Below are 14,441 nucleotides of genomic sequence, written 5' to 3'. Positions count from 1 at the left end.
CCTCCTGAATCACTCCAGTAATACTTATTGCTCATCAGAAATAATCACCGGAATATCTATAGCTTCTGTTTTTTCATCTTCCATAATATGTTCTTTTATTCCTGACACAATTGCTTTGGCAATCTCAACCTGGTACTCTTCTTTTTTTAATAACTCCCTTTCCCGTTGATTGGTGATAAAACCAAGCTCCACAATAACGCCTGGTATCTCTCCTTCCCTTAGAAGATAATAGTCACCTTGCCTCGGTTTATGTTCTTGTAAATGATACTGCTTCATTACGCAATTCAGATGATTCTGTATTGTTTCAGCCAACTTTTGGGATTCTGCGTCTCTTTCATAATAATATACAATCGCACCTGTTACTTGAGGATCTCTTGGCTCCGAATTAATATGTACACTCAGCAGCAGGCTGCCTTCTTCTTTACGGATGATCGATAATCTTCCCTCTAAATCTCGAATATGCCTGGAACCTTCTTTCAAACTCATTTGCTCTAAGGAATAATCCCCCTCCCTGGTCAAAATGCTCTTTACCCTTAAATCATTTAGATTTCTCTGTATTTTTTTCCCTACGGAAAGGTTGATCTCTTTTTCAATAAAGTCTTTGGTTTTCGTTCCCGTATCAATTCCTCCATGACCTGGATCAATGATAATTATAGTTTTTTTACTAAATGAATCTTCTTTGAAGCTTGATATGATAAGATGCCTATGTATATACAAACCGGCGTTCACAAATAAAATTGCAGTACATAACAGGCTGGCCAACAACATACGCTTTGAAATAATAAGAATTCTTATTTTCATCCAGTACCACCTCATTCATATCATTTTCTATATCCCAGCTGCGGCTTAAGCCTTCTCTCATATACAATCTATTAAAGACACTATGCCTATATGATGAATATATTCCTCTAATCTTCTCTGTAAAATAAAAAGAGACCAATCTAGAGGAATTGATCTCTGCATATTGGAATCTATTGAATAAATAAAGATAGGCCTCATAATTTCCGCCTTACAGACTTCCAGTATTTTAACTGAAAAATTTATTATAAATATATCTGCTTCAGGTAATTATTTTTAATTTTTTTGGAATAACGGTAACCTTTAAAGGAAATAGCGGTCCTTCTTCCCCATCCAGATCCGTTCCTACATCATTTTTCGTATCAACCGTTAACTCTTTGGTTTTAAAGTGAATTACATTTAAATTATTAATATGTTCTCCATTAATAACAGCCAATAGTAAGGGAGCCAATTCATATATCGGACATTTCTTAAAAATGAATATATCCAACAAGCCATCATTAATTGATGCACAGGGTGCTATTTTATTAAAACCGCCTGCAGATTTACCATTCATAATTAACATGAACAGTATCTCTCCATCATAGTTTAGCATTTCACTATTTACTCGTATCTGAACAGGTTTAATTTTTGACAGTTCCCCTATTCCATTCAGATAATAGGCCAGTACGCCTAAACTGTTTTTAAGCTCTGTATTTGTTCTTTGACTAATGTCGATTAATACGCCAAGACTTGCAACATTAATAAAATACCTTTCATTTACCAGTCCAATATCCGATAATGTATAATGATCTCCCAGAAGAATTTCTACGATTTCTTCAATTTCGTGAGGAAGGTTAAAATACTGAGCATAATCATTGGCTGTTCCAACAGGAAAAATACCCAATGGCAATGTAATGTTGTACTTTAATAAGCAATTTACAACTTGGTTAATGGTACCGTCCCCACCTGCAACCAGCACCTTACTATACTCTTTTTCATTCATTAAAGAAATCATCTTGTCCAGTTCTTCCTTTTTACCGGTTCTAAAGGGCTCAATTTGCAGCCCTGCTTCCTGAAACTTCTCAATTATATAATCAAGATGGTTCTTAAACCTCCCGTGTCCTGAAACTGGATTATAGATTAATTTTACTTTCATACATTCACCAGCCTTTAAGTTTATACATTGCTAAATAATGGGGTATTTAATGCAAATCTTTTAAAATTTCTATTATTAATCATTTCTACATGTCTTTAGGATTTCCTTTTACCAAAAAAGACAGGCCCTCTTTATCAGCCTGCCTTAATTAATTCTATACTTTTGTATTTAAATCTTACATGTCCGTAAGTGTTATAGATTTACGCCTTTAAAGTAAGATCTATTTTTACATAGGTCCTCCACTACGTATATTCATCTTTAGAAGCGTATATCTATAGAAAACTTTTATGCTCCTTTAAAGCTTAAAACTCAATACAAAGGTTTTAATTAATACTTCATCGTATTCTTTGGTGTTCCTTCTAACCAAGCATATACATTGTCAAAGGTAATTTTCGCTCTTCTGTAGATTGATTCTTCAGAAGCATATGCCACATGAGGCGTTAAAACTGCATTTTTTGCATGTAGTAAGGGATAGTCTTCCGGAATTGGCGGTTCCATATCAAATACATCCAATCCAGCTCCCGCAATCTTGTTTTCATTTAATGCATCGGCTAATGCTTTATTATCTACAACTGGCCCTCTTGCAGCATTAATAAGTATGGCAGTTTCTTTCATTAACGACAACTTTTCTGCATTCATAAAGCCTCTTGTCTCACTCGTTAATGGTAAATGCAATGAAACAATATCACTTTCTTTCAGCAGGTTTTCAATGGATACATACTTTATATCCATTTCTTTTGCTTCTTCTGACTCAAAGGCATCATAGCCCAACAAATCACAATTAAAAGCCTTAAATAGCGCCGCGGTTCTTCTGCCAATTCTACCGGTTCCAACAATACCGACTGTTTTTCCACTTATTTCATTACCAATTAGTCCAGCAATGGTCTTTCCGTTTCTTGTGGCTGCATCCCCTTCCTTCATATTTCTTAACACATTAATGGCTAATCCTATAACAAGTTCTGCTACGGTTTGATCGCAATATCCTGCAGCATTGGAAATAATAACATCTTTCTTTTTACATTCTTCTTGTCCCACATGATCAATACCAATAAATGCAACAGATAACATTTTTAAATTCTCTGCTGACTTAATTGCTTCATTCGGTAGTGGATTGTTCGCAATCATCAGCACATCTGCATCTTCAGAACGTTTTTTTAATTCTTCAATGTCCGTCGTTTTCTCATTATAATATGTGAATTCATGCCCTGCCTCAATAAATTTTGATGACAATTCATCAATAACTTTTCTGTCTACGCCTAATGGCTCTAGCAATTTGATTCTCATGACTTTTCCTCCTTTAGTATACTGGATACATTTTTTCCTGCAGAAATTGTCTATAATTCTATACAATATCTTAGGCAGAAATTATATAAAATAATCCTATCACTACCCACACTTAGAAAAGCCGCAGCTTCTGCAGATCATGCATCCGCCTTCATGCTCTACCCTCATGCCGCAGTCGGGGCAAAGGACTTCTGTCTTTACACCACCCTCTTCTAAACCTAAGGTTAACTCTTCCCGATACTCATTATTGCAAATTTCTGCCATACTGCACAAGGAACAGTTGCTGCTGCAGCCTTCTCCTTTTTCATCTTCCATCTCCATAGCGATGTCTAATACATTAGGCTCATCTGATTTGACACACATATTTAAAACCTTTTCTAACGTCCTTCCAATTGCATCTGGGCAAGATAGTACTTTAATATTTTTCTGATCCTTACCTCTCTGTCTAAGCGTCGAGTGGCATCGTATACCTTTTAACTGCTCGATAATAGATTCTGCACGAATCCCGGAGCGTAAAGCAATAGAAATTAATCGGCTGGTAGCCTCACTTTGACTTGGGCAGCCCCCTGCTCTTCCCAGGTTGGTGAATACTTCACAGATTCCTTTTTCATCATAATTTGCAGTGATATATAAATTTCCGCAGCCAATCCGAACTTTTTCTGTCAACCCTGTAGTAATATCAGGTCTTGGCCTCGGTACGATATCAGTTGTATTCGAATTCGTGCTAATTCCAGCCGCCTCTTCATTCGTTTTATCTAAGGTACCAATATTGAGCACCTGCCCTTCCCTGCTTCCGTCACGATAAATCGTAATTCCCTTGCATCCCCATTGATGCGCTAGGCGGTAAGCCTGATGAACATCTTCTTCCCTAGCTTCATAGGGAAAGTTTATTGTCTTAGAAACCGCATTATCTACATGATTTTGGAAAGCCGCCTGCATACGAATATGCCAGTAAGGAGACACATCGTGGGCTGTAACAAATATTTGCCTGTATTTTTCCGGAATTTCTGATATACCTTCAACCGACCCATGAGAAGCTACCTTTTCCATAATTTCTTTTGTATAGAAACCTTCTGCTCTCGCAATCTTTTCAAATATAGGATGGGTTTCTATCAGCTTATCATTATCCATTACATTTCTAAAATAGGATAGAGCAAAGAGCGGTTCAATTCCACTGGAGGTTCCTGCAATGATACTAATCGTTCCTGTAGGTGCAATGGTAGTGGTAGTAGCATTTCTGAGCCTGACGCCTCTTTTTTCATGCATACTGCCAGGAAAACTAGGAAAAACCCCTCTTTCTTTCGCAAGCTTTATAGAAGCTTCCTTAGATTTTTCATCTATAAAGCGCATCAATTCTTCTCCTAGTTTTACACCTTCCTCTGAATTATAAGGGACACCTAAAGTGATCAGCATATCTGCAAATCCCATAATTCCTAAGCCAATTTTTCGTGTACTTTTAGTCATTTCCTCGATTTCTTTTAATGGATAATTATTGATATCTATAACATTGTCTAAAAAATGCACTGCCAGTTTTACTCTATTCTCTAGTTTTTCGTAATCTATATAACTTTTTTCTCCTTCTTGTTTGAGCATTTGCAATAAATTGATGGATCCCAGATTACAAGACTCATAAGGAAGCAGCGGCTGTTCCCCGCATGGATTTGTGCTTTCTATACTTCCTAGTTGAGGAGTCGGATTATCCCGGTTCAATCGATCTATAAAGATGATACCCGGTTCTCCATTTGTCCAAGCCATATGTACGATTTGTTTAAATACCTCGCGCGCATTTAGTTTTCCTACAGATTCTCCGGTCTTAGGATCAATTAAAGGGTACTGCACATCTGTTTCTACTGCCTCCATAAAAGATTCTGTTATTCCCACACTTATATTAAAATTCGTAACTTCTTCATTATTTTCCTTACATCTAATAAAATCCAATATATCAGGATGGTCTACCCGTAAGATTCCCATGTTGGCACCTCTTCGCGTTCCCCCCTGCTTTACGGCCTCTGTGGCTGCATTAAATACCTTCATAAAGCTTATAGGGCCAGAGGCAACACCTCCCGTCGAGGCTACCGTCGCACCCTTAGCGCGAAGCCTTGAAAAGCTAAATCCTGTACCACCCCCTGATTTATGAATGATGGCTGCATTTTTAATGGCATCAAAGATTCCCTCCATAGTATCCTCTACCGGCAATACAAAGCAAGCAGAAAGCTGTCCTAGATCCCTTCCTGCATTCATTAATGTAGGAGAATTTGGTAAAAACTCTAAGTTTGTCATCATCTGATAAAACTGTTCTTCCAGTTCTTGAAGATTGGCATCCGGATTATATATATGATCAGCCTTGGCAATATGGCTGGCTACCCTTCGAAACATTTCATCCACTGTCTCAATGGCTTTTCCTGTTTCATCTTTTGTTAAATATCTTTTTTCAAGTACCTTCAATGCATTCTCTGAGAATTGCATGAATACACCTCCAATTACAATATTTAGTATATTTTACTTTATTCATGTACCAAATATTGTATCACTTGCCATTTTGGTTGTCAAAACCCATTTATCGGATTTTGGCGAATAGATAGGTGTTTTTCGTACTATTTTCATTTTCAAGCTTTATTTTTTATATCACACGTGCTTTGAAGTAGATCTTCAGTGAAATATTTAAAGCAGTTTTTTTCACATTAATCCCCAATAAAAGAGCGTCTACGACGCTTTCGCTTTTATATAAAAAAACGGCGAAATCGCCGTCTCATATGCTTTATTTATCTTTTTACAATTTCTAATATTTCTTTTATTGTTTCCGAAATATATTCTCCTTTTCTATATTTACGCTTCGCCACAATAATTTCCACCTGATTTCCTTTTCCTTCAATTGTTTTAATTACTTGGGGTTGCTCTATAAACGCACCTATTTCAGTAAAATCCTCTTCCATAAAAATAAAAGTAGGAATTTTAGGTTTGCCATTTATTCGATAGTTTTCCATATAGGCTTCATTACCTTCTCTTGAAACAATGCGAATAGTAAAATGATTATTGTACTCTGCGATCTTTTGCAAGGCAGGCACATTAATCATACAATCAGGGCACCATATTTCTGCGAATACCAAAACATAGATAGGTCTGTCTACTGCTTGGATAGCTTTTTGTAAATCTTCGTCAACAATAATTTGATTATATAACTCCAATGTTTTCTCTTGATAGGTATCTTTATCTTGATTCACAAATTCAATAAATGTAACACCCTTTTGAAAAAATTCCTCTATGACCATCAAATCCCCCCTTTTCTATGTGTAGCTCTTTACAAAATAACCTAACAAATTTATTTATTAGTAATATTTTATTGTGCCATCATCATATAATCTATTTACTATAGTTATATGATATCTTATACAACTTTAGACTTGCAACATGTTTTTACAATAGGAAGTAAATACTATTTTTATAAAAGTTTTCTAGCTCAAAAGAACTTGAAAAATTTAGAAAGAACGCTGTTCTTCGCTATCATATTCAAAAACAATAAAACAAAAACCTCAGAAGAAAATCTTCTGAGGTTTTTTAAAACCAGCAACGACCTACTCTCCCAAGGCGCTTCCGCCTAAGTACCATCAGCGCTGAAGGGCTTAACTGCTGTGTTCGGTATGGGAACAGGTGTGACCCCTTCGCTGTAGTCACTGGATTTTATGAAGTTAGAAGGCATATACCTTCAAAACTGAACCATGAAGTTAGAGAAAAAATACATTTGGTCAAGTCCTCGACCTATTAGTATCGGTCAGCTGAAGACATTACTGCCCTTACACCTCCGACCTATCAACCAGATAGTCTATCTGGGGTCTTACTCCTTGCGGATGGGAAATCTAATCTTGAGGGGGGCTTCGCGCTTAGATGCCTTCAGCGCTTATCCCGTCCGTACATAGCTACTCAGCCGTGCTCCTGGCGGAACAACTGATACACCAGAGGTACGTCCATCCCGGTCCTCTCGTACTAAGGACAGCTCCTCTCAAATTTCCTGCGCCCACAGCGGATAGGGACCGAACTGTCTCACGACGTTCTGAACCCAGCTCGCGTGCCTCTTTAATGGGCGAACAGCCCAACCCTTGGGACCTACTACAGCCCCAGGATGAGACGAGCCGACATCGAGGTGCCAAACCTCCCCGTCGATGTGGACTCTTGGGGGAGATAAGCCTGTTATCCCCGGGGTAGCTTTTATCCGTTGAGCGATGGCCCTTCCACTCGGAACCACCGGATCACTAAGCCCGACTTTCGTCCTTGCTCGACCTGTACGTCTCGCAATCAAGCTCCCTTCTGCCTTTACACTCTACGCGCGATTTCCAACCGCGCTGAGGGAACCTTTGGGCGCCTCCGTTACTTTTTGGGAGGCGACCGCCCCAGTCAAACTGCCCACCTGACAGTGTCCCAAAGCCGGATTCACGGCTTATGGTTAGAACTCCAGTATTACAAGAGTGGTATCCCAAGGTTGACTCCACCTAGACTGGCGTCCAAGCTTCCAAGTCTCCCACCTATCCTGTACATGCAATACCAAAATCCAGTGTCAGGCTACAGTAAAGCTCCACGGGGTCTTTCCGTCCTGCTGCGGGTAACCAGCATCTTCACTGGTACTACAATTTCACCGAGTCTATTGTTGAGACAGTGCCCAAATCGTTACGCCTTTCGTGCGGGTCGGAACTTACCCGACAAGGAATTTCGCTACCTTAGGACCGTTATAGTTACGGCCGCCGTTTACTGGGGCTTAAGTTCAGTGCTTCACCTTGCGGTTAACACGTCCCCTTAACCTTCCAGCACCGGGCAGGCGTCAGCCCCTATACATCGTCTTTCGACTTAGCAGAGACCTGTGTTTTTGTTAAACAGTCGCTTGGGCCTATTCTCTGCGGCCACCTCGGGCTTTAACACCCTACCGTGGCACCCCTTCTCCCGAAGTTACGGGGTCATTTTGCCGAGTTCCTTAACAATAGTTCTCTCGCTCGTCTTAGGATTCTCTCCTCACCTACCTGTGTCGGTTTGCGGTACGGGCACCTAGATCTAACTAGAGGCTTTTCTTGACAGTGTGGAATCAGTCAGTTCGCTACTTAAATTTCACTCCCCATCACCTTTTAGGATTGTTAGAACGGATTTGCCTATCCTAACTCCCTACGGGCTTAGACGCACACGACCAACAGTGCGCATGACCTATCCTCCTGTGTCACCCCATTGCTCAAACAATCTTCGGTGGTACAGGAATTTCAACCTGTTGTCCATCGCCTACGACTTTCGTCCTCGGCTTAGGTCCCGACTAACCCTGAGCGGACGAACCTTCCTCAGGAAACCTTAGGTTTTCGACGGGTGGGATTCTCACCCACCTCTCGCTACTCATGCCAACATTCTCTCTTGTATGCAGTCCACCACTCCTTACGGTGTGACTTCTACCCGCATACAATGCTCCCCTACCCCTGATGTAGAACCAGTACTACCCTCTAGGTTTTAGCTTTTTGGATCTTGGCGTAAGTTTTCTCGCTCTTTTAGGTAAGCTCGAAATCTTTCGCGAAGATGTCCTTCATCCCGTTAGGGATTTTCCTAAAGAATACTATTGGTTCTACATCAAGCCGTAGCTTCGGTGACAGGTTTGAGCCCCGGACATCTTTGGCGCAGGATCACTCGACTAGTGAGCTATTACGCACTCTTTAAATGAGTGGCTGCTTCTAAGCCAACATCCTAGTTGTCTGTGCAATCCCACATCCTTTTCCACTTAACCTGTACTTTGGGACCTTAGCTGACGGTCTGGGCTGTTTCCCTTTTGACCACGAAACTTATCTCACGTAGTCTGACTCCCAAATATAAGAATACGGCATTCGGAGTTTGATAAGCTTTGGTAACCGGTGAGGGCCCCTAGGCTATTCAGTGCTCTACCTCCGCATCTCTTCATTTGAGGCTAGCCCTAAAGCTATTTCGGGGAGAACCAGCTATCTCCGGGTTCGATTGGAATTTCTCCGCTATCCACAAGTCATCCCAGCCTTTTTCAACAGACATGGGTTCGGACCTCCACGAAATTTTACTTCCGCTTCATCCTGCTCATGGATAGGTCACCCGGTTTCGGGTCTACGGCATGCAACTGTATCGCCCTCTTAAGACTCGCTTTCGCTGCGGCTCCGCTGCATAACAGCTTAACCTTGCTGCATACCGTAACTCGTTGGCCCGTTCTACAAAAAGTACGCGATCGTCCATATAAAGGACTTTCACTGCTTGTAAACATAGGGTTTCAGGTTCTCTTTCACTCCCCTCCCGGGGTTCTTTTCACCTTTCCCTCACGGTACTATACGCTATCGGTCACCAGGTAGTATTTAGCCTTGGGGGGTGGTCCCCCCTGCTTCCCACAAGGTTTCACGTGTCTCGTGGTACTCTGGAGTATACTCAAGACTTTAGTCGTTTCATCTACAGGACTCTTACCTCCTATGGTGGGCCTTTCCAGACCGCTTCGACTACAACTGCCATCTCTTAATGAGTATATCCGCAACCCCAAGAAGAAATCTTCTTGGTTTGGGCTAATCCCCTTTCGCTCGCCGCTACTTAGGGAATCGAGTTTTCTTTCTCTTCCTCAGGGTACTTAGATGTTTCAGTTCCCCTGGTATGCCTCCTCACTACCTATGGATTGAGTAGTGGGTAACTGGGTATTACCCCAGCTGGGTTCCCCCATTCGGAAATCCCCGGATCAATGCCTGCTTGCGGCTTCCCGAGGCTTATCGCAGCTTACCGCGTCCTTCTTCGGCTCCTGGTGCCAAGGCATTCGCCCTATGCTCTTTATAACTTGACCAGAAATTGTATTTTGATTCTCTCTTCATTGTTCAGTTTTCAAGGTACATTTACCAGACGCAAGATGCGAGAATAAAAGCCCGTCTCTGCGGGCCGTTCTCTTTTTTTCCCTAAGCTTGAGGTTTTTTCTCCCCTCTCGCTTCTGGCCTCTTGCTTCTATTTTGGTGGGCTTAGGAGGACTCGAACCTCCGACCTCACGCTTATCAGGCGTGCGCTCTAACCACCTGAGCTATAAGCCCATATTGAAAGACTATTAGTCTCTCAAAACTAGACAGTGTAAGAAAAAGCCTTAGCTCCTTAGAAAGGAGGTGATCCAGCCGCACCTTCCGATACGGCTACCTTGTTACGACTTCACCCCAGTCACTCATTTCACCTTCGGCAGCTGCTTCCTTTCGGTTAGCCCACTGACTTCGGGTGCCCTGAGCTCCCATGGTGTGACGGGCGGTGTGTACAAGACCCGGGAACGCATTCACCGCGGCATTCTGATCCACGATTACTAGCAACTCCAGCTTCATGTGGGCGAGTTGCAGCCCACAATCCGAACTGAGACTGGCTTTTAGGATTTGCTCCAGATTACTCCTTCGCTTCCCGTTGTACCAGCCATTGTAGCACGTGTGTAGCCCAGAACATAAGGGGCATGATGATTTGACGTCATCCCCACCTTCCTCCGAGTTATCCCCGGCAGTCTCTCTAGAGTGCCCAGCTTCACCTGCTGGCAACTAAAGACAAGGGTTGCGCTCGTTGCGGGACTTAACCCAACATCTCACGACACGAGCTGACGACAACCATGCACCACCTGTCTCTCCGTCCCCGAAGGGATTTCACCCGTTACGGCTAATGCGGAGGATGTCAAGTCCTGGTAAGGTTCTTCGCGTTGCTTCGAATTAAACCACATGCTCCGCTGCTTGTGCGGGTCCCCGTCAATTCCTTTGAGTTTCACTCTTGCGAGCGTACTCCCCAGGCGGAGTGCTTAATGCGTTAGCTGCGGCACCGAGGGCTGTCGCCCCCGACACCTAGCACTCATCGTTTACGGCGTGGACTACCAGGGTATCTAATCCTGTTCGCTCCCCACGCTTTCGTGCCTCAGCGTCAGTTACAGTCCAGTAAGTCGCCTTCGCCACTGGTGTTCCTCCTAATATCTACGCATTTCACCGCTACACTAGGAATTCCACTTACCTCTCCTGCACTCAAGCCAATAAGTTTCCAAGGCTTACTACGGTTAAGCCGTAGCCTTTCACCCCAGACTTTATCGGCCGCCTACGCACCCTTTACGCCCAGTGATTCCGGATAACGCTTGCCCCCTACGTATTACCGCGGCTGCTGGCACGTAGTTAGCCGGGGCTTCCTCCTAAGGTACCGTCATTCTTCTTCCCTTAGGACAGAGCTTTACGACCCGAAGGCCTTCATCGCTCACGCGGCGTTGCTGCATCAGGGTTTCCCCCATTGTGCAATATTCCCCACTGCTGCCTCCCGTAGGAGTCTGGACCGTGTCTCAGTTCCAGTGTGGCCGATCACCCTCTCAGGTCGGCTACTGATCGTCGCCTTGGTGAGCCTTTACCTCACCAACTAGCTAATCAGACGCGGGCCCATCCTATACCGATAAATCTTTGACCGGCGCTCCATGCGAAGCATCGGTGTTATGGGGTATTAGCACACCTTTCGGTGTGTTATCCCCCTGTATAGGGCAGGTTGCCCACGCGTTACTCACCCGTCCGCCGCTAGATTGCTTCGTAGCAAGCTACTCCACAATCCCGCTCGACTTGCATGTGTTAGGCACGCCGCCAGCGTTCATCCTGAGCCAGGATCAAACTCTCAAATAAAAATGCTCGCTTCGTTCAAATTATATTGAACGGGTTTGCGCTTACGCGCTATATTTGCTGGCTTTAATTCTTACACTGTTTAGTTTTCAAAGACCAATTTATTTTGGCGTCTTAGTGACACCGACTTAAACATATTATCATATTTATCTTGACTTGTCAATCTCTTTTCTTTAGAATTTTTTAATGGATTTTTCTTAGAGACGACAACGAACATATTATCATTCATTGCACATTACGTCAATACTTTTTGATTTCCATTTTTTCTCATCTGTGCAATCATGATTCTATAGAAATATTGCTTCTAAAGACAGATTCTAATATATCATACTATTGGCCTCTTGACAAGCATATTTCCAAATCACTATTAACCATTATATGCAGATATCTTTATAATATTCATTCTTTCTCAGCTTTTCTTTATCGTTTCTTCATCTAATTATTTCCTTATCTTCTTTATTTAAGAGAAAAAAAAAGAGCTCGGATTGATTTCCAAACTCTCTCACTTCTATTTTTCTATTGGTTTCATTGTTGGGAATAAGATAATATCGCGTATAGATGGTGAATCCGTAAGCAGCATAATGAGTCTATCTACACCGATTCCCAGTCCTCCTGTTGGTGGGAGGCCTACTTCTAGTGCATTAATGAAATCTTCATCCATTGGATGGGCTTCTTCATCTCCTGCTTCTTTTTGTGCTAATTGTTCTTCAAATCTTAGTTTTTGGTCTATCGGATCATTTAATTCAGAAAAAGCATTCGCTATTTCCCATGTATTTGCAAAAGCCTCAAATCGATTAGTGATTAAAGGGTTCTCTGGATTTCTTTTCGCCAGCGGTGAAACTTCTACTGGGTGGTGCAGCACAAATGTAGGCTGAATCAAATCCTTTTCACAGAATTCTTCAAATGCAAGGCTTACAAGATGTCCCCTTTTCATATGTGTTTCTACTTCTAAGTGTAGTTTTTCTTTTGCTGCTTTTCTTGCTTCTCCATCACTTTCAAAGGCATAGAAATCAATGCCTGTTTTCTCTTTTACCAGATCATGCATAGAAGCTCTTCTCCAAGGTGGTTTAAAATCTATTTCTGTTCCCTGGTAATTGATCACAGTAGTACCGTGTGCTTTTTCAGCGCAATAGGCCACGATATTTTCTGTAATTTCCATCATATCCTCATAATCCTCATATGCAGCGTAAAGCTCTATGTTCGTAAACTCAGGATTATGCTTAATAGAAATCCCTTCATTTCTAAACATCTTACCCATTTCATATACTTTATCAAATCCACCTACAATTAACCGCTTCAGGTAAAGCTCATTTGCAATTCTCAACTGCATATCCAAGTCCAAAGTATTGTGATGTGTAACAAAGGGTCTTGCTGCTGCTCCACCGGCAATCGTCGTAAGAATTGGTGTTTCAACCTCTAAGTAGCCCCTGTCATCAAGGAATTCACGTATGGCCTTTATGATCCTATTTCTCTTTAGAAAAGTTTCTTTTACTTCAGGATTTACAATTAAATCCACATATCTCTGTCTGTATCGGATCTCTTGATCCTTCAAGCCATGCCATTTTTCTGGCAGCACTTGAAGCGATTTAGAAAGCAACAGCACCTCTGATGCCTTTATAGAAACCTCACCTTGTTTTGTTTTAAAAACAGTTCCTTGAATACCAACGATATCACCGATATCATATGTAACAAGAATGTCGTACTCTTCCTCTCCAATGGCATCCTGTCTTACATAACTCTGAATGCGACCTTGCTTATCTTGTATATCTAAGAATGCTGCTTTTCCCATGGTCCGCTTTGCCATAATTCTTCCGGCAATAGAAACTGGCTTTCCTTCCATGGTATCAAAGTTTTCTTTTATTTCTCCACTAAAGGCAGTAGCCTTATATTTTTCAACCTTAAAGGGGTCTCGTCCCATCTCTACTAGCTTTTTTAGCTTTTCTCTTCTGACTCTTAGTACTTCGCTGAGATTCAATTCTTCACTCATCTTTGGTTCCCCCTTCAGCTATCTTTTGATTTCTAGAATCTGATACTTTGTCACACCATCTGGTATTTGTACTTCTACTGTTTCTCCAACTTTTTTCCCTAATAAAGCTCTTCCTACAGGTGATTCATTTGATATTCTCATTTCATAAGGATCTGCCTCTGCAGAACCTACGATCGTATATTCCACTTCTTCGTCAAATGCAAGATCCTTTACCCTTATTGTAGCGCCGATACCTACCGAATCAATAGAAATTTCATCTTCATCTATAATTTTTGCTTTTCTTAGCATAGATTCCAGCTTTGCAATTCTCTCTTCTAATTGCGCTTGCTCATTTTTTGCCTCGTCATATTCTGAGTTTTCACTAATATCTCCAAAGGCGATGGCCTGTTTGATTCTTTCTGCAACTTCTTTTCTTCGAACAGTCTTCAGAATCTCCAAATCATCCTCAATCTTTTTGAGCCCTTGTGGGGTCAATAGTACCTCCTTATCGGTCATATATTCCCTCTCCTTTTCTGTTTAATTTATAAATGTTTGATAATAAGTATATGTAACGACTACTTATTTATTCTTGTAATCCCCTGTTGATTTACCCTTGATTAGTATAAGAAGCACTGAA

Annotated in this window: 7 protein-coding genes, 1 tRNA gene and 3 rRNA genes; all 11 read right to left on the bottom strand. The window is 41.6% G+C overall.

Features of this window, described 5'->3' with window-relative positions:
- Nucleotides 1–24: 24 nt before the first annotated feature.
- Nucleotides 25–801, bottom strand: coding sequence for an N-acetylmuramoyl-L-alanine amidase family protein (locus Gferi_RS16990; protein WP_069978564.1), 777 nt, complete (start codon nt 799–801; stop codon nt 25–27).
- Nucleotides 802–1,060: 259 nt separating this feature from the next.
- Nucleotides 1,061–1,936, bottom strand: coding sequence for a YegS/Rv2252/BmrU family lipid kinase (locus tag Gferi_RS16985; protein WP_069978562.1), 876 nt, complete (start codon nt 1,934–1,936; stop codon nt 1,061–1,063).
- A gap of 327 nt (nt 1,937–2,263) precedes the next feature.
- A complete protein-coding gene (locus Gferi_RS16980; RefSeq protein WP_069978560.1) occupies nt 2,264–3,220 on the bottom strand; it encodes a 2-hydroxyacid dehydrogenase in 957 nt (318 codons plus the stop codon).
- A gap of 102 nt (nt 3,221–3,322) precedes the next feature.
- Nucleotides 3,323–5,686, bottom strand: coding sequence for a vitamin B12-dependent ribonucleotide reductase (locus Gferi_RS16975; protein WP_069978559.1), 2,364 nt, complete (start codon nt 5,684–5,686; stop codon nt 3,323–3,325).
- 296 nt (nt 5,687–5,982) lie between these two features.
- The gene (locus tag Gferi_RS16970) at nt 5,983–6,489 is read right to left on the bottom strand and encodes a thioredoxin family protein (protein WP_083273609.1); all 507 of its coding nucleotides are present in this window, start codon (nt 6,487–6,489) and stop codon (nt 5,983–5,985) included.
- Nucleotides 6,490–6,779: 290 nt separating this feature from the next.
- Nucleotides 6,780–6,896: ribosomal RNA gene (rrf, locus tag Gferi_RS16965) — 5S ribosomal RNA — on the bottom strand.
- 63 nt (nt 6,897–6,959) lie between these two features.
- Nucleotides 6,960–10,022: ribosomal RNA gene (locus Gferi_RS16960) — 23S ribosomal RNA — on the bottom strand.
- A gap of 161 nt (nt 10,023–10,183) precedes the next feature.
- Nucleotides 10,184–10,260 (bottom strand) — tRNA-Ile (locus tag Gferi_RS16955).
- A gap of 62 nt (nt 10,261–10,322) precedes the next feature.
- Nucleotides 10,323–11,841 (bottom strand): 16S ribosomal RNA (locus tag Gferi_RS16950).
- Together the 16S, 23S and 5S rRNA genes with 1 tRNA gene alongside form the textbook arrangement of a ribosomal RNA operon.
- A 505-nt stretch (nt 11,842–12,346) precedes the next feature.
- Nucleotides 12,347–13,825 (bottom strand): lysine--tRNA ligase, encoded by a 1,479-nt coding sequence (gene lysS, locus Gferi_RS16945; protein ID WP_083273608.1) that lies wholly within the window; start codon nt 13,823–13,825, stop codon nt 12,347–12,349.
- Between the two features lie 18 nt (nt 13,826–13,843).
- A complete protein-coding gene (gene greA, locus Gferi_RS16940; RefSeq protein WP_069978557.1) occupies nt 13,844–14,320 on the bottom strand; it encodes a transcription elongation factor GreA in 477 nt (158 codons plus the stop codon).
- Between the last annotated feature and the right edge of the window lie 121 nt (nt 14,321–14,441).

Origin of the sequence: Geosporobacter ferrireducens (assembly GCF_001750685.1) — a bacterium.
In the GTDB taxonomy this organism is placed as follows: domain Bacteria; phylum Bacillota; class Clostridia; order Peptostreptococcales; family Thermotaleaceae; genus Geosporobacter; species Geosporobacter ferrireducens.
Note: the sequence above shows the minus strand (reverse complement) of the source record. Positions and strands in the feature narration are given on the sequence as shown.

Excerpts from the sequence above, each read along its gene's own strand:
- Gferi_RS16990 (WP_069978564.1), bottom strand. The coding sequence starts at position 801 with ATGAAAATAAGAATTCTTATTATTTCAAAGCGTATGTTGTTGGCCAGC.
- Gferi_RS16985 (WP_069978562.1), bottom strand. The coding sequence starts at position 1,936 with ATGAAAGTAAAATTAATCTATAATCCAGTTTCAGGACACGGGAGGTTT.
- Gferi_RS16980 (WP_069978560.1), bottom strand. The coding sequence starts at position 3,220 with ATGAGAATCAAATTGCTAGAGCCATTAGGCGTAGACAGAAAAGTTATT.
- Gferi_RS16975 (WP_069978559.1), bottom strand. The coding sequence starts at position 5,686 with ATGCAATTCTCAGAGAATGCATTGAAGGTACTTGAAAAAAGATATTTA.
- Gferi_RS16970 (WP_083273609.1), bottom strand. The coding sequence starts at position 6,489 with ATGGTCATAGAGGAATTTTTTCAAAAGGGTGTTACATTTATTGAATTT.
- lysS (WP_083273608.1), bottom strand. The coding sequence starts at position 13,825 with ATGAGTGAAGAATTGAATCTCAGCGAAGTACTAAGAGTCAGAAGAGAA.
- greA (WP_069978557.1), bottom strand. The coding sequence starts at position 14,320 with ATGACCGATAAGGAGGTACTATTGACCCCACAAGGGCTCAAAAAGATT.